This is a genomic window from Streptomyces sp. NPDC060232, from assembly GCF_042726555.1.
Lineage (GTDB): Bacteria > Actinomycetota > Actinomycetes > Streptomycetales > Streptomycetaceae > Streptomyces.
Window position 1 is genome coordinate 1 of the sequence record NZ_JBHXAG010000008.1, and the last position, 15,203, is coordinate 15,203.

12 protein-coding genes are annotated in these 15,203 nt (G+C 72.7%); 8 read left to right on the top strand and 4 right to left on the bottom strand.

Annotated elements, in window-relative coordinates; translation table 11 throughout:
• Nucleotides 1-182: 182 nt before the first annotated feature.
• The 3 genes from ACFWFZ_RS13805 to ACFWFZ_RS13815 all read right to left on the bottom strand — a co-directional run bounded on the left by ACFWFZ_RS13805 (nucleotide 183) and on the right by ACFWFZ_RS13815 (nucleotide 2,355).
• Nucleotides 183-548 carry a hypothetical protein gene (locus tag ACFWFZ_RS13805; protein ID WP_387121354.1) on the bottom strand — a complete coding sequence of 122 codons (366 nt, stop codon included), beginning with the start codon at nucleotides 546-548 and terminating at the stop codon, nucleotides 183-185.
• A 182-nt stretch (nucleotides 549-730) separates the two neighbouring features.
• Nucleotides 731-1,699, bottom strand: a complete 969-nt coding sequence (locus tag ACFWFZ_RS13810) for a serine/threonine dehydratase (protein WP_387121357.1) — start codon at nucleotides 1,697-1,699, stop codon at nucleotides 731-733.
• Nucleotides 1,700-1,713: 14 nt separating this feature from the next.
• Nucleotides 1,714-2,355 carry a TetR/AcrR family transcriptional regulator gene (locus ACFWFZ_RS13815; protein WP_387121360.1) on the bottom strand — a complete coding sequence of 214 codons (642 nt, stop codon included), beginning with the start codon at nucleotides 2,353-2,355 and terminating at the stop codon, nucleotides 1,714-1,716.
• A gap of 155 nt (nucleotides 2,356-2,510) precedes the next feature.
• On the opposite strand from ACFWFZ_RS13815, the gene ACFWFZ_RS13820 reads away from it, so the two are divergent.
• From ACFWFZ_RS13820 to ACFWFZ_RS13850, 7 genes are all read left to right on the top strand, one after another.
• On the top strand, nucleotides 2,511-4,199 hold the full coding sequence (locus tag ACFWFZ_RS13820; protein WP_387121363.1) for a ricin-type beta-trefoil lectin domain protein: 1,689 nt from the start codon (nucleotides 2,511-2,513) through the stop codon (nucleotides 4,197-4,199).
• A gap of 28 nt (nucleotides 4,200-4,227) precedes the next feature.
• Nucleotides 4,228-6,528, top strand: a complete 2,301-nt coding sequence (locus ACFWFZ_RS13825; protein WP_387121366.1) for an alpha-N-acetylglucosaminidase — start codon at nucleotides 4,228-4,230, stop codon at nucleotides 6,526-6,528.
• 238 nt (nucleotides 6,529-6,766) lie between these two features.
• Nucleotides 6,767-7,117 carry a hypothetical protein gene (locus tag ACFWFZ_RS13830; protein ID WP_387121369.1) on the top strand — a complete coding sequence of 117 codons (351 nt, stop codon included), beginning with the start codon at nucleotides 6,767-6,769 and terminating at the stop codon, nucleotides 7,115-7,117.
• Complete coding sequence (locus tag ACFWFZ_RS13835; protein WP_387121371.1) at nucleotides 7,110-8,144, top strand: polyprenyl synthetase family protein; 1,035 nt, start codon at nucleotides 7,110-7,112, stop codon at nucleotides 8,142-8,144. The genes ACFWFZ_RS13830 and ACFWFZ_RS13835 overlap by 8 nt, the downstream gene beginning before the upstream one ends.
• A gap of 193 nt (nucleotides 8,145-8,337) precedes the next feature.
• Complete coding sequence (locus ACFWFZ_RS13840; protein ID WP_387121997.1) at nucleotides 8,338-9,453, top strand: oxygenase MpaB family protein; 1,116 nt, start codon at nucleotides 8,338-8,340, stop codon at nucleotides 9,451-9,453.
• A 224-nt stretch (nucleotides 9,454-9,677) separates the two neighbouring features.
• Entirely contained in the window at nucleotides 9,678-10,853 is a 1,176-nt protein-coding gene (locus ACFWFZ_RS13845) for a serine hydrolase domain-containing protein (RefSeq protein ID WP_387121374.1), read from the top strand.
• A 108-nt stretch (nucleotides 10,854-10,961) separates the two neighbouring features.
• A complete protein-coding gene (locus ACFWFZ_RS13850) occupies nucleotides 10,962-11,870 on the top strand; it encodes an SDR family oxidoreductase (protein WP_387121377.1) in 909 nt (302 codons plus the stop codon).
• Nucleotides 11,871-11,898: 28 nt separating this feature from the next.
• On the opposite strand, the gene ACFWFZ_RS13855 is transcribed toward ACFWFZ_RS13850, so the two are convergent.
• Complete coding sequence (locus ACFWFZ_RS13855) at nucleotides 11,899-12,675, bottom strand: TetR/AcrR family transcriptional regulator (RefSeq protein WP_387121380.1); 777 nt, start codon at nucleotides 12,673-12,675, stop codon at nucleotides 11,899-11,901.
• A 106-nt stretch (nucleotides 12,676-12,781) separates the two neighbouring features.
• On the opposite strand from ACFWFZ_RS13855, the gene ACFWFZ_RS13860 reads away from it, so the two are divergent.
• Complete coding sequence (locus ACFWFZ_RS13860) at nucleotides 12,782-15,049, top strand: ATP-binding cassette domain-containing protein (protein ID WP_387121383.1); 2,268 nt, start codon at nucleotides 12,782-12,784, stop codon at nucleotides 15,047-15,049.
• Nucleotides 15,050-15,203: the final 154 nt, after the last annotated feature.

The window sequence follows — 15,203 nt, forward strand, 5'->3', positions numbered from 1 at the left end:
GCCTAGGGTCTGTATCGAGTTGCCCCGTGGAGCAAGGAGCGGCGTTCGGTGCGTGCCCTCGGCGTGCGGGACGCATGTCCTCGTAGCGGAGCTACGAGGACATTCGGCTCGTGCGCCGAGGGTGCGTGCCGAACGCCGCTCCTTGCTCCACGGGGCAACTCGATACAGACCCTAGCCCCGGTTCACTTCATGGGGTACTTGGTCTTCTCCGCGAGCTTGCCGTCCTTGAAGCAGAAGCGGAGCACCGTCTCCGCGCCCGGCTCGGTGTCATCGCCGGATATGTACCAGGCGCAGGTGCTGCCTTCGGGCTCGACCGGTCCGCCCTCCTTGAGGACGTCCTTGACGAAGCTCTCGCCCGACGGGAGCTTCGCCCGGACGTCGCCCTCCGCGTCGCCGACCTTCACTCCCTCGTAGACCGCGGGGTCGACCACGGTCTTCTCGGCCACGTCGAGGACCTTGCCCATGCCGAAGACCACCGCGGCGAGGACGCCGATGCCCAGCACCAGCGCCACTCCGCAGCCGATCAGACAACCCTTGCGCTGAGCCACGCCCGTTCCTCCAAGTCGCTTCGCGTCCGGCGGCGGTCGCCTGGACGCTCACACCCTCGCAGGGGGCGGGGGTACAGGCTGTCCTCGAAAGTCGTCACCCACCGCAACGATCGTCGTTCGAGGCCGGCTCTGCGTTGCGTGTGTACGGGCCGTCGTCCGCCGACAGGCGTCGGCCCGGGACCTCAGGCCAGGGGGTCCGTCAGGTCCCGGGGGTCCGTGTTGGCCCCGCACAGGATGACGGCGACCTTCTCCCCCAGCTGCTCCCGAGCGCCGTGGAGCGCCGCCAGGGCGGTGGCCGCGCCCGCCTCGACGACGATCCGGTGCTCCTCCCACACGGCGCGCCGCGCGGCCGTGATCGCCTCGTCCGCCACGAGGACCGACGTGACGTTCTTCTCCTGCGCGGCCGCCAGCGCGTCGGCCGAGACGCGGGTGGCCCCCAGGGAGTCGGCCGCCACCGAGTCCACGGCGACGTCGACGACCCGGCCCGCCTCCAGGGCCGCGTTCAGGGCCCGGCAGTTCTCCGGTTCGGCCGCGACCACCCGTACGCCGTGCTCGCGCGCGGCCGTGGCCACTCCCGCGAACAGTCCGCCGCCGCCCACCGCCACGACCACGGTGTCCAGCCCGGGCAGGGCGTCGCGGATCTCGTCGAGCAGGGTCCCGGCGCCGGCCGCGATGAGCGGGTGGTCGTAGGCGTGGCTGCTCAGCGCGCCGCTCGCGGCGGCGAACTCCTGGCAGGCGGCCTGCGCTTCGGCGTACCGGTCGCCGACGAGCCGGACGTCGGCCCCGTAGCCGCGCAGCCGTTCCACCTTCACGCGCGGGGCGTTGGCGGGCAGGAACACCGTCGCGGGCACGTCCAGCGCGCGGGCCGCCCAGGCGCAGGCGAGCCCGGCGTTGCCGCCGGAGGCGATGGTGACGCCGGCGGCCGGGAGGGCGCCGGCCTCGTGGTGGGCGGCGAGGAAGTTGCGGGCGCCGCGCGCCTTGAAGGTGCCGGTGTGCTGCAGGTACTCCAGGGCGTACCAGACACCGTCGGCCGCGGGCGCCACCGTGACGGGCCGCACCCCGCCGGCGATCCGCGCGGCGGCGGCGCGCACGGCGGCGTAGTCGAGCTGCCGCGGGGGCTGCAGCTGCTGCGGGTCCTGCGGACGTTCCATGGTCGGTCTCCCCATCAGGTGGCGGGCCGGGCGGCCTCGATCAGCTGGCGCAGGGCGCCGTAGTACACCTCGTGGTCCGTCAGGGCCGGCAGCACGTCGGGCAGTCCGCCGCAGAGCACGGGGAACTCCTCGGGATCGAGCGCGGCCAAGGCGGCGCGCGAGGCGGAGGTGGCGCCGGCCGGATCCCGGTGGTCCACGAAGGCCGCGCTGCCCAGGGTGAGCAGGTACATGCGGCGGTATGCGGTGATCGCCTCGGTGACGGTCATCCCCGCGGCGACGCTGTCGGCGAGGGCGGGCTCGACGAGGCGGGCCAGCAGCTGCCGGCCGAGCCAGGGCCGGCCGCCGCGCAGGACGAGGAGTCCGGGGTGGGCGGTGAGCAGCAGGTACAGCGCGCGGAACCGCTGCTCGGTTGCCTCGGCCCAGTCCGTGCCGGCGGGGATCTCGGGGAGCTGTGCGGCCAGGTGCTCGGTGCACAGGTCGAGCAGTCCGGCGAGGTCCACGCAGCGGCGCTGGACGGTGGCGTGGGAGACGTCGAGCCGGTCGGCGAGGGCGCGGAAGCTGAGGCCCTGCGGCCCCTCCTCGTCGAGGATCCGCAGCGCGGCGACGGCGATGGCCCCGGGGGTCGCACGGTCCAGGGCGGCGGATCTCCTCGGCATAGATACACCGTATCATACGACGTATCGACACTTTCGTGTGACATCCATTGCAGCCATATTGCTGGTCATCGCACGACAACCAGCGACTTGCGTTGACACTGAGTAGCCGCCTCGCTGCACTGGTCGCACGACTGTCCCCCCGTCAAGGAGACCCAGTGCCGCCTCGCCTGCGCGCAACGCTCCCCTGTCTGACCGCGGCCGCCCTGCTCGCCCTCGCGCTCTCCCCCGCCCCGGTGGCGGCCGAGCCCCGGGCGACCTCGGACACCCCGCTCGCGCTCACCCCTCCCATGGGCTGGAACAACTGGGCGCACTACATGTGCGACATCGACGAGGCCAAGGTGGTCGCCAACGCCGACGCCCTCGTCTCGACGGGGCTCGCCGCCAAGGGCTACGACACGGTGACCGTCGACGACTGCTGGATGACCAGGAGCCGCGACGCACGGGGCAACCTGGTGGTCGACACCGCGAAGTTTCCGCACGGCATGGCCTGGCTCGGCGAGTACCTGCACGCCAAGGGCCTGAAGTTCGGCATCTACCAGGACGCCGGCTCCCTGACGTGCGAGAAGTACCCCGGCAGCGGCGCCCCCGAGGGCGGTGGGCCCGACCACTACGCCCGGGACGCACGGCAGTTCGCGTCCTGGAAGGTCGACTACGTCAAGATGGACGGCTGCAACCTGTGGGTGCCGGAGGACCGTACGAAGGAGCAGGCCTACCGGGACGCCTACAACGCCGTCGCCAAGGCACTGCGCGAGAGCGGCCGGGACATGGTCCTGTCGGCCTCCGCGCCCGCATACTTCCAGCAGGGCGAATGGGGCGGCTCCGACTGGCACAAGGTGCTCGGCTGGGTCGGCGAGACCGGCCAGCTGTGGCGCGAGGGCAAGGACATCAAGGTCTACAACCCGGCCGCGCCCGCGACCTCCCGGTGGAGTTCGGTGCTCGGCAACTACGGCTACAACCGCTGGCTCGGCCGGTACGCCGGCCCCGGCAACTGGAACGACCCCGACTTCCTGATCGCGGGCGCCCCCGGCCTCACGGCGGCCGAGAGCCGCAGCCAGGTCGCCCTCTGGTCCATGATGGCGGCCCCCTTCATCCTGTCCTCCGACGTCTCGAAGCTGACCCCCGCCGGGCTCGCCGCCCTCGGCAACACCCGGATGATCGCGCTGGACCAGGACCCGATGGGCCGTCAGGGCGCCGTGGTCTCCTCCAACGCCACCTTCGAGATCCTGGTCCGTCCCCTCGCGAACGGCGACCGGGCGGTGGCCGTCCTCAACCGCTCGGCGAACACCCGGGACATCAGGGTCCCGCTGGACGAGATCGGCCTGAGCGACTGCACGGCCGACGCGCAGGACCTGTGGAGCGGTGCGCGCGCCGAGGTCTCCGACGCCCTGACCGGGAAGCTGGCCGGCCACGACACCGCCGTTTGGCGGCTCAGCCCGCGCGGCTGCGCCGAGGCCGTGCCGACCGGGCAGATCGTCGGTGACGGCGTCCGGTGCGCCGACGGGGCCAACACCAGCGGTGTCGGCGCGGTCGTGATGGCCGGCTGCACCGGAGCCCCCGACCAGCGGTGGTTCCTGGGCGAGGACGCCCGCCTGCGGCTGGCCGGCGAATGCCTGTCGGCGGGCGGGAACGGCCTCGTGGAGCTGGCCGACTGCGCGCCGCGGCACAGCGGGCAGCCCGGCCAGAGCTGGCACCACCGCCGTGACGGGTCCCTCGTGGAGGAGGCGAGCGGCATGTGCCTGACCGCGCCCGCCCGGGCCGCCACTCCCGACGCCCCGGCCGAACGGCTGCGGCTCACCCCCTGCGGCGAACACCGGGTCGACCAGGCCTGGTCCCTGCCGGTCTGACGACCCGAGCGAACGGATGACGAACCCGATGCCGCGAAGCGGGCGCCGCCTGCCCGCCGCCCGCCCGGCCGCCCTCGCCGCGCTCCCCGCGGCGCTGCTGGCCGTGATCTGCGCGGGACCCGCGCCCGGAGCCACCGCCCCGGGCGCCGGATCGCCCGCACGTGCCGACGTACGGCCCCTGGAAGGGGCGGCGCATGCGCACACCGGCGCCCCCCGCGCCGCGACCTTCGACACCGCGCCCGCGCGCGCCGCCCTGGAGCGGCTGCTCCCGCGGCACGCCCGGCAGTTCACCCTGGTGCCCGACCCGGCCGCCGGCGCCGACACCTTCACGGTGTCCGGGACCGCGGGGGCCGTCACGGTGCGCGCCGGCACCGGAGCCACGCTGCTCACGGGCGTCGGCTGGTACCTCCAGCACGTCGCCGGCGCCGACATCGGCTGGCCCGGCGACAGCATCGGCATGCTGCCCGCCCGGCTGCCGGCCGTACCGGCACCGGTGACCCGCAGCGCGCAGGTCCCGCACCGCTACGCCCTCAACGACACCGACGACGGGTACTCGGGCCCGTACCGCACCTTCGAGGAACACCAGCGGCAGATCGACCTGCTCGCCCTGCACGGCATCAACGAGGTGTTCGTGCAGGTCGGAGCGGAGTACCCGTACTACCGGGCGCTCCAGCGGTTCGGGTACTCCGCCGAGGAGCTGCGGGCGTGGATCCCCGGCCCCGGCCACCAGAGCTGGTGGCTGCTGCAGAACCTCAGCGGCTTCGGCGGCCCGGTCACCGAGCGGCTGATGCGCGAACGCGCCGAGCTCGGCGGCCGGATCGCCGAGCAGCTGCGCGGCCTCGGCATGACCCCGGTGCTGCCCGGCTACTTCGGCACCGTGCCGGCCGGTTTCGCCGCGCGCAACGCCGGGGCCGCGACGGTCGCGCAGGGCGACTGGGCGGGCTTCGACCGCCCGGACTGGCTGGACCCCGCCTCGCCGGTCTTCGCCAGGCTGGCCGCCGCCTACTACGCGGAGCAGCGCGCGGTGTTCGGGGACAGCACGATGTACCGGATGAGCCCGCTGCACGAGGGCGGCCGGACCGGCACCGTCGACGTCGGCGCGGCGGCGGGCGCCATCCAGGCCGCGCTGCACGCCGCCCACCCGGGGGCGCTGTGGGCCGTGCTGGGCTGGCAGGACGACCCGACGCCGGAGCTGCTGGCCGGCGTGGACACCTCGAAGCTGCTGATCCTCGACGGGCTGTCCGACCGCTACAACCGGCTCGACCGCGAGACCCGTTGGGGCGGCGTCCCGTACGCGATGGGCACCATCTACAACTTCGGCGGGCACACGACGATCGGCGCGAACACCTCGGTGTGGCTCGAACGCTTCGGCCCCTGGCGGGCCAAGAGCAACAGCGCGCTGGCCGGCATCGCCTACCTGCCGGAGGCCACGGGGACCAATCCGGCGGCGTTCGACCTCTTCACCGACCTCGCCTGGGACGCCGGGCCGATCGACCAGCGCACCTGGTTCGCCGGCTTCGCAGCCCGCCGCTACGGCCGCCCCGACGCCGAGGCCGCCGCCGCCTGGGAGGAGCTGCGCAAGGGCCCGTACAGCACCTCCTCGGGGCTGTGGTCGGAGTCGCAGGACAGCCTGTTCAGCGCCCGGCCGAGCCTGTCCGCGGCGGGGGCGGCGCACTGGAGCCCCAAGTCCATGCGCTACCCGGCCGGTTCGGTGCGCAGGGCCCTGGACCACCTGCTGCGGGTGGATCCGGCGCTGCGCGGCTCCAGCGCCTACCGCTTCGACCTGGTGGACACCGCGCGGCAGGCCCTCGCCAACCACTCGCGGGTGCTGCTGCCGAAGATCAAGGCGGCCTACGAGGCCGAGGACCTGGCCCGCTTCCGCGCGCTGACGGCCGAATGGCAGGACGGGATGCGGCTGTTGGACCAGGTGACCGGCTCCGACCCGAACCTCCTCCTCGGGACATGGCTCTCCCGGGCCCGCTCCCACGGCGCCGACCGGGCCGAGCAGGACCGGTACGAGTACGACGCCCGCTCGCTGCTGAGCGTGTGGGGCCGGCGCAGCACCAGCGAGGGCGGCTTCCTGCACGACTACGCCAACCGTGAATGGAGCGGCCTGGTCTCGGAGTTGTACGCCAGGCGGTGGGCGGCCTACTTCGGGGCGCTGGACGAGGCGCTGGTCGCCGGGGCCGCGCCGCGGGAGATCGACTGGCACGCCTTCGAGGAGGAGTGGGCCCGGCGGACCACCCGGCACCCGGACCGGCCGAGCGGGGACCCGTACCGGCTGGCCGCGGCGGTGGCGGCGGCCCTCCCCGCGGCGGCCACCGGCTGACCGGCGGACGCGGCCTACACCACCGGCGGCGGTGGTGATCGCCCGTCGTGGTGATCACCACTCAACCGGTGGAAACTCCGCGCTCGTGCGAGGGAGATCACCGTCCGCGGTTCGTCGCGCGGGGACGGCACTGGGTTGACTGGCCCGTCAGAAGACCAGGGGCGGCCACCGACAGCGATCCGGTGGCCGCCTCTTGCCGATGCCACGAGGCGCGACGCGACCAGGAGTGCACCCGAGCATGTCCCAGACCGAAGACGACCAGACCTCGTACCAGGGGGAACAGGAACGGCAGCGCCAGGGGCGGTCCGCGGGCGCCGGCTCCGCAGCCGCGTCCCTGGAACTCCTGACGCTGCTCGCCGCCGGGGCCGCCGACCTGGCCCTCGACCAGCTGCGGCAGACCGCCGACCGCGCACAGGACGCGCTGCGCCGCGCCGACCTGCGCGAACTCCTCACCGAGGGAGTCGTGGAGCTGCGCAAGCGCGGCGAACTGGCCACCCGCCGGGCCGGCACGGGCGACGAGAACTACCTGGAGACCATGGCCCGCCGCGTCGCGGAGCAGATGACCTCCGAGGGCCGCCCCTGTGCATGACCACACCGGCTTCAAGGAACGCATCGACGAGGTGCTGGTCCGGCTGGCCGACGAGGAGGAGCAGGCCCTGCTCGGCCTGCACGCCGAACTCACCCCGCTCTCCGAGCAGCTGCGCCGGTCCCTGGCCCGCGGCAAGCGGATCCGGGCCGCGTTCCTGTACTGGGGGTGGCGGGCGGCCGGCCAGCCGGACTGCGAGGGGGTGATCCGCGCCGCGGCCGCGATGGAGCTCGTCCACGCGGCGGCCTGCACCCACGACGACATCATCGACGACAGCCGGATGCGGCACGGGCAGCTCACCGCGCACGCCGCCTTCGCCGCGAACGGGCAGCGCTCCACCGCCCTCGCCATGATCCTCGGCGACCTGCTGATGGGGTACGCCGGGCACGTCTTCACCTCCTGCGGGCTGCCGGGGGCCTACCTGGCCCGGACGGTTCCGCTCTGGTCCACGCTGCTGCGCGAGACGATGGCCGGCGAGTTCCTGGAGGTGCTGCGCACCGAGGCGAGAGCGGACCGGGAACCGCTGGTGGCGGAGTCCCTGGAGGTCGCCCGTTTCAAGACGGCCAAGTACACGGTGGAGCGGCCGCTGCACCTGGGCGCCACCCTCGGCGGCGGCTCCCGCGCCCTGCTGGAGGCCTTCTCCGGCTACGGCCTCCCGCTCGGCGAGGCCTTCCAGCTGCGCGACGACCTGCTGGGGACCTTCGGCGACCCGGCACGGACCGGCAAGTCGAACCTGGACGACCTGCGGGACGCCAAACCCACGGCGCTGCTCGCGCTGACCGTGGCGGCGGCCGGACCCGACGACCGCCGACTGCTCGCGAAGCTGGTCGGCAACCCGGAGCTGGGCGAGCAGGAGGCCTCGTCGGTCCGCGAGCTGATGGAACGCTGCGGGGCCAGGCAGCAGGTCGAGGACATGATCCGCGAGCGCATCGGCCGGGCCGAGGCCGCCCTGGACCTCGCCGCGATGCCCGCTGAGGCCCGGTCCGCGCTGAGGGGGCTGGCCGCGACCGCCGCCGACCGCTCCCTGTAGCCGCGCGACCGCGCCCCCACCCCTGCCTCCTCGCCGCGCCGCCGGGCTCGGCCGCCCGCGGCGGCCCCTCCCCGGACCAGGCGGCCGGTCCGCACCCGAAGACACGACAAGGACGACCGACGTGAACGCCAACGCCACCAAGACCGACCCGGCGCCCGCCCGTTACGACCACGCCGCGCTCGACGCCCTGCGCATGCAGGGCGATCCGCTCGCCGACGAGACCGTCGCCGAGATGTTCCGCCGTGAGGAGGTCGGCGATCTCAACACCCTCATGCGGTTCTTCACCACCACCGGCGACAAGCTCCCCGAGCAGCTCCCGCGGTCCGCGCGCGCCTACTTCGAGGCGACCGCCATGCCGCCCAGCTGGGTGGACTGGGACGTGATGGAGCAGGCCCGGCTGTTCTTCATGGACAACGCGGCCCACATCAACACCGGCCTGTCCTTCGCGGCCATGCCCGCGACCTACGCCATCCCCCGGCTGTCCCGGCTGCTCGCCTCGACGCACTCCCTGGCCTACCCCTCGCGGCGGATGGCCAACACCGGGCAGTTCGTCACCTACCTCATGCAGACCAACTCCTTCGCGGAGGGCAGCAAGTTCATCCCCGCCGCGCAGAAGGTGCGCCTTCTGCACGCTGCGGTCCGCCACCACCTGCGCCACGGCGGCCACTGGAACGTCGAGAAGGACGGGGTGCCCATCTGCCAGGAGGACATGATCGGGGGGCAGATCTGCTTCTCCCTCCTCGTCCTCGACGCGATGCACCGGCTCGGCATCCACATGAGCGAGGACGGCGCCGAGGCCTACTTCTACGCCTGGCGGGTCGTGGGCGCCATGCTCGGCTGCGACATGTCGGCGGTGCCGCAGACCCTCGGCGAGGCCCGCGACTACTGCGACCTCTATCTCCTGCGCAACCTCGGCCCCTCGCCGGAGGGGGTCCGCCTCAACGCCCAGCTGATGCGCATGTACGAGGACGTGGTGCCGGGCACCCTCTTCGACCCGATGGTCCCCGCCACCGTCCGGTTCCTCGTCGGCGACACCATCGGCGACTGGCTGGAGATCCCGCGCACCGCCTGGGACACGGCGGCCAAGGCGGTTCCGGTGTTCCTCGGGCTGCTGGAGACCATCGAGGACAGCAGCCCGTACGCGGAGTGGGCGCTCGACAAGGCGGGCTCGCTGCTCTCGGGCTTCGAGCTGGCCTCACTGACCCGGGGCCGGGTGATGCACCACGCCATCCCGGCGGAGCTGAAGGACGACTACGGGGTGAAGGCGCCGCGCACCGGGCGCTGGGTACCGCCGGCGCCCGTGCACTGATTTCCCGTGTGGCGGGGATCCGGCGGGTCGGGACCGTGCCGGACGGGGCGACCGGGTGGCACGCGGTGGGGGTGCACGTCCGGGCCCTGGGCCGAGTCCCCGCGGAGGTCACCCGTGCAACGGCTCCCGCATGCGGCGGACGGGGCCGCCGGTTAGCCTGCCGGGACGAGGCCTGCAATCGCGAGGCGGGGGACCTTCGCCTTCGACCCGCATGGAGGCACGCCGTGCGCCACCCCAGGACCTTCACCCTCACCTGTCTGGGCGGCCTCATGCTGGCCGCTTCGCTGGCGAGCGGCGCCGCCGGCCCCTCCGGGAGCGCCTCCCCGCAGTGCCCGGAGGGCCAGATCTCCCGGGGCGGCACCTGCCTGCCGGGTGACACGGAGGAGTTCACCGCGCGGCAGGTCGCGGACGCGCTGAGGGAGTACAAGCTCACCGCGGCGATGGCCGGGGTGTGGGTCGACGGGCAGCGGGTCTCGACCGCCGCGGCCGGGGAGACCATGACAGGCTTCCCGGCGACGACGGACATGCGGTTCCGCATCGGTTCGGTCGCCATCCCCTATATGACGACCGAACTGCTCAAGCTGGTCGACGAGGACAAGGTCACGCTCGACGACAAGCTCTCGCGCTGGCGCCCGGACCTTCCGCACGCGGACGAGATCACGCTGAAGATGCTCGCGTCCTCCTCCTCCGGATACGCGGACTACGTCACGGACAAGGCCTTCATCGCGGATCTGTACGAGAACCCCTTCCGGCACTGGACCGGCGAGGAGCTCGTCCGCATCGCGGTCTCCCGGCCCATGGCCAGGCCGCCTGGCTCGGGATTCGCCTACTCGCACGCCAACTGGGTGCTCCTGGGCGACATCATCTCCAAGGTGGAGGGACGGCCCCTGGGAGAGGTGATGCGCCAGAACGTCCTCGAACCGATGGGTCTGACCCGGACGGCCATCTCCTCCAGGGCCGAGATCCCCACGCCGGTGCTGCACGGCTTCGACAACGAGCGGGGCGTGTTCGAGGACTCCACCTACTGGGATCCGTCGTGGACGGTGGCGGAGGGGGCGGTGATGACCGGGACGCTGGAGGACATGGCGAAGTCCTTCGCGGCGATCGGCGAGGGGAGGCTGCTGACGCCCGAGTCGCACAGGCTCCAGCTCACGCCGGTCGTCAAGGTCAAGGGGGACGCCTCCTTCGCCCTCGGGCTGCCCGTGGTGAACACCTGGATCCTGCAGAACCCGTCCTTCGCGGGATACGCGGGCACGGTCGCCTACCTGCCGTCCCGGAAGCTCGCCATCGCGACGGTGGCGACGCAGGGTCACGGCAGCACCGTGCAGAACGCCAGCACGAACGTGCTCCAAACGATCGCCGCCCACCTCGCCCCCGAGCGTCCCCTCAGCCTGGGCTGAGGGCACGCCGGGGCTCGGGGGCACGGGCTCTGGCGGGCTGTTGCCGGCGCCGGCTGGTTTCCGTGGCCGGCGGGCTGCGGGGCCCGCGAGCCGTCGTAGGGTTCGCGTATGACTCTCGAAGGCAGGGTGGCCCTCGTCGCGGGGGCGACGCGGGGCGCGGGCCGCGGCATCGCGGTCGAGTTGGGGGCGCGGGGCGCCACTGTGTACGTGTCGGGGCGCAGCACCCGGGGCCGGCGTTCGGAGTACGACCGGCCCGAGACGATCGAGGAGACCGCCGAACTGGTCACCGCGGCGGGCGGCCGGGGGATCGCGGTGGTCGCCGACCATCTGGTGCCGGCGGAGGTCGAGGCCCTGGTCGGGCGGATCGACGCCGAGCAGGGCCGTCTCGACGTCCTGGTCAACGACATCTGGGGCGGGGAGCTGCTCTTCGAGTGGGACAGCACCGTCTGGGAGCACGATCTGGACAAGGGGCTGCGCCTGATGCGGCTGGCGGTGGAGACGCACGCGATCACCAGCCATTTCGCGGTGCCGCTGCTGCTGCGGGAACCGGGCGGTCTGGTCGTGGAGATGACGGACGGCACCGCCGACTACAACGCGTCCCGCTACCGGGTCTCCTTCTTCTACGACATCGCCAAGTCCTCGGTGCTGCGCATGGCGTTCGCGCTCGGGCACGAGCTGGGCCCGCGCGGAGCCACGGCGGTGGCACTGACCCCGGGCTGGCTGCGCTCGGAGATGATGCTCGACGCGTTCGGCGTGACGGAGGAGACCTGGCGGGACGCACTGGTGCGGGTCCCGCACTTCGCGATCTCCGAGACCCCGGCGTACGTGGGCCGGGCGGTCGCCGCGCTCGCCGCAGACCCGGAGGTCTCCCGCTTCAACGGCGGGTCCCTCTCCAGTGGTCAGCTGGCACAGGTCTACGGCTTCACAGACCTGGACGGCAGCCGCCCGGACGCCTGGCGCTACCTGGTCGAGGTGCAGGACCCCGGCCGGCCGGCGGACACCACCGGCTACCGCTAAGTCCTGTCCGGACTTCGACGGACAGGGCCTACCGGGCCGGCGTCTGCGGGGTGGGGCGGGCGGCGAGGCGGTGGGAGAGGCCGTCCAGGATGCACTGGAGGCCGAAGGACCAGATCGTCTGGGGGTGGTAGCCGGCGACCGCGGTGCCGACGCGGTCGGCGAGCGGGTAGCGCTCGGGGTCCAGGGTCCGCTCCAGCAGCGGGGCGCTGACGGCCCACCAGTCCTCCTGGCTCTGGCGGCTGTTGTGGTCGGCGTCGTCGGCCGCGGCCAGGGCGTTGGCGTGGACGAAGCCGAGCAGGTGGGTCAGGGCGGCGTCCATCTCGGTGTCGGTGAGCCCGATCCCCTCGAAGGCCGCCAGCTCGTACTCGTACTTCCCGATCACCCCGGGGCCCAGCGGGGGGCGGGTGACGGCCAGGTCCGCGATCCAGGGGTGGCGGATCATGAGGTCCCGGTTGTCCTCGGCCACCCGGGCGACGTGGACCTGCCAGGGCTCCTGCGGGCCGGCCGGCCGGCGTTCCATGTGCAGGTAGGCGTCGTCGAGCATGAGGTCGAGCAGCTCGGCCTTGCCGGGGACGTACGTGTAGACGGTCATCGGCGTCACGCCGAGCCGCTGCGCCAGCGCCCGCATGGTCAGCGCGGCCAGGCCCTCCTCGTCGGCGAGCGCGGTCGCGGCCCCGACGACGGCGTCCACGCTGAGGCCCTGCCGCGGGCCGCGCCGGGCGGGCTGCGCCGGCTCCCCGGGCTCGCGCCACAGCAACGCCAGCGTGCGGACGGGGTCTCCCGCCCCGCTCCGGTCCTTCACCATGTCCCGGCCTCCCATCTTTCACCGCCAATTGACTACACCGTATAGAGTACAGCGTATAAAATACAGCGTAGAGAGTAAGCCGCAACGCCGCACCTCGAGGAGTTCCGTGCACATCGCCGCCGACAACCACCAGGTCATCCAGGTCCGGGGAGCCCGCGAGAACAACCTCGCCGACATCTCGCTCGACATCCCCAAGCGTCGCCTGACGGTCTTCACCGGCGTCTCCGGCTCCGGGAAGTCCTCCCTCGTCTTCGGCACCATCGCCGCCGAGTCGCAGCGGATGATCAACGAGACCTACACCGCCTTCATCCAGTCCTTCATGCCGAGCCTCGGCCGGCCGGACGTGGACGGACTGCACAATCTGAGCGCCGCCATCGTGGTCGACCAGGAGCGGATGGGCGCGGGCTCACGCTCGACCGTGGGCACCGCCACCGACGCCTACACCATGCTGCGGATCATCTACTCCCGCGTCGGCACGCCCCACATCGGCACGTCCAGCGCGTTCAGCTTCAACAACCCGGAGGGGATGTGCCCGCGCTGCGAGGGCGTCGGCGAGGTCTCCGACATCGACGTGGACCAGCTGGTCGACCGTGAACTCTCGCTCAACGAGGGCGCGATCACCGTCCCCGGCTTCGCCGTGGACTCCTGGTACTGGCAGAACATGGCGAACTCGGGCTTCTACTCCCCCGACACCAAGCTCAAGGACTTCACCGAGCAGGAGTGGGCCGACTTCCTGCACAGAAGCGCGGTGAAGGTGAAGGCGGGCTCCAACGGCTTCACCTACGAGGGCCTGATCACCAAGATCACCAGGCTCTACCTGGCCAAGGACCGCGAGTCCATGCAGCCCCACATCCGGGCCTTCGTGGACCGTGCGGTGATCTTCACCGCCTGCCCGGACTGCCGGGGCACCCGCCTCTCGGCGGCCGCGCTGTCCTCGCGCATCCACGGCGTGAACATCGCCGAGTGCGCGTCGATGCAGATCAGCGAACTGGCCGGCTTCGTACGCCGGATCGAGGACCCCGCCGTGGCCCCGATGCTGGCCAACCTCCGGGGCCTGCTCGACTCCCTCGTCGAGATCGGCCTGGGCTACCTCAGCCTGGACCGCCCCTCGGGCACGCTGTCCGGCGGCGAGGCCCAGCGCGTGAAGATGGTCCGGCACCTGGGCTCCTCCCTCACGGACGTCACGTACGTCTTCGACGAGCCCACCACCGGCCTGCACCCGCACGACATCCAGCGCATGAACGACCTGCTGCTGCGGCTGCGCGACAAGGGCAACACCGTGCTGGTCGTGGAGCACAAGCCCGAGGTCATCGCCATAGCCGACCACGTCGTCGACCTCGGCCCGGGCGCCGGCACGGCGGGCGGGCGGCTCTGCTACAGCGGGGACGTGGCCGGGCTGCGCACCTCCGGCACCCTCACCGGGCGCCATCTCGGACACCGGGCACGGCTGCGGGAGTCGGTGCGCACGCCGCGCGGCCACCTCTCGGTGAAGGGCGCCGACCTGCACAACCTGAAGGACGTCAGCGTGGACGTGCCGCTCGGCGTGCTCACCGTGGTCACCGGTGTCGCGGGATCGGGGAAGAGTTCGCTGATCCACGGCTACCTGGCGGGGCGGGAGGGGGTCGTGGTGGCCGACCAGTCGCCGATCCGCGGTTCGCGCCGGTCCAACCCCGCCACCTACACCGGTCTGCTGGGCCCGATCCGGACCGCCTTCGCCAAGGCCAACGGAGTCAAGGCGGCGCTGTTCAGTGCGAATTCGGAGGGCGCCTGCCCGAAGTGCAACGGCCTCGGACTCGTCTACACCGACCTGGCGATGATGGCCGGGGTGGCCACGGTGTGCGAGGAGTGCGAGGGCAAGCGGTTCACGCCCGAGGTGCTGACGTACCGGTTGCGCGGAAAGAACATCAGCGAGGTGCTGAACATGCCGGTGGCCGAGGCGCACGAGTTCTTCGCCACCGGCCAGGCGCGGGCCGTCCTCGGGCGGCTGTCGGACGTCGGCCTCTCGTACGTGCGGCTCGGCCAGCCCCTCAACACCCTGTCGGGCGGGGAGCGGCAGCGGCTGAAGCTCGCGATCAGCATGGCGGAGAAGTCCTCGACGTACATCCTGGACGAGCCGACGACCGGACTGCACATGGCCGATGTCGACAAACTGCTGGCCCTGCTGGACCGGCTCGTCGACGACGGCAACTCCGTGATCGTCATCGAGCACCACCAGGCCGTGATGGCACACGCCGACTGGCTGATCGACATCGGCCCCGGCGGCGGTCACTCCGGCGGCGAGGTCGTCTTCGAGGGCACGCCGGCGGCTCTGGTCGCCGGGGCGGACACGCTGACCGCCCGTCACCTGCGGGAGTACGTCGGCGCCGGCGCGTAGCGGGGCGGCGGGGGCGGGAAGCCGCAGCGGGCGCCACCCCTGGGGCCTCGGTGCCCGGGCGGGCGCGCGGGCGGAGCCGGGCACCTCGGCCGGCGCCGTGCAGCGCAAGGCGGAGGGGCGCCCGCGTACCGGGCGTACGGGGGCGCCCCGGCAA

Excerpts from the sequence above, each read along its gene's own strand:
- ACFWFZ_RS13810 (WP_387121357.1), bottom strand. The coding sequence starts at position 1,699 with ATGGAACGTCCGCAGGACCCGCAGCAGCTGCAGCCCCCGCGGCAGCTC.
- ACFWFZ_RS13815 (WP_387121360.1), bottom strand. The coding sequence starts at position 2,355 with ATGCCGAGGAGATCCGCCGCCCTGGACCGTGCGACCCCCGGGGCCATC.
- ACFWFZ_RS13825 (WP_387121366.1), top strand. The coding sequence starts at position 4,228 with ATGCCGCGAAGCGGGCGCCGCCTGCCCGCCGCCCGCCCGGCCGCCCTC.
- ACFWFZ_RS13830 (WP_387121369.1), top strand. The coding sequence starts at position 6,767 with ATGTCCCAGACCGAAGACGACCAGACCTCGTACCAGGGGGAACAGGAA.
- ACFWFZ_RS13840 (WP_387121997.1), top strand. The coding sequence starts at position 8,338 with ATGCAGGGCGATCCGCTCGCCGACGAGACCGTCGCCGAGATGTTCCGC.
- ACFWFZ_RS13850 (WP_387121377.1), top strand. The coding sequence starts at position 10,962 with ATGACTCTCGAAGGCAGGGTGGCCCTCGTCGCGGGGGCGACGCGGGGC.
- ACFWFZ_RS13855 (WP_387121380.1), bottom strand. The coding sequence starts at position 12,675 with ATGGTGAAGGACCGGAGCGGGGCGGGAGACCCCGTCCGCACGCTGGCG.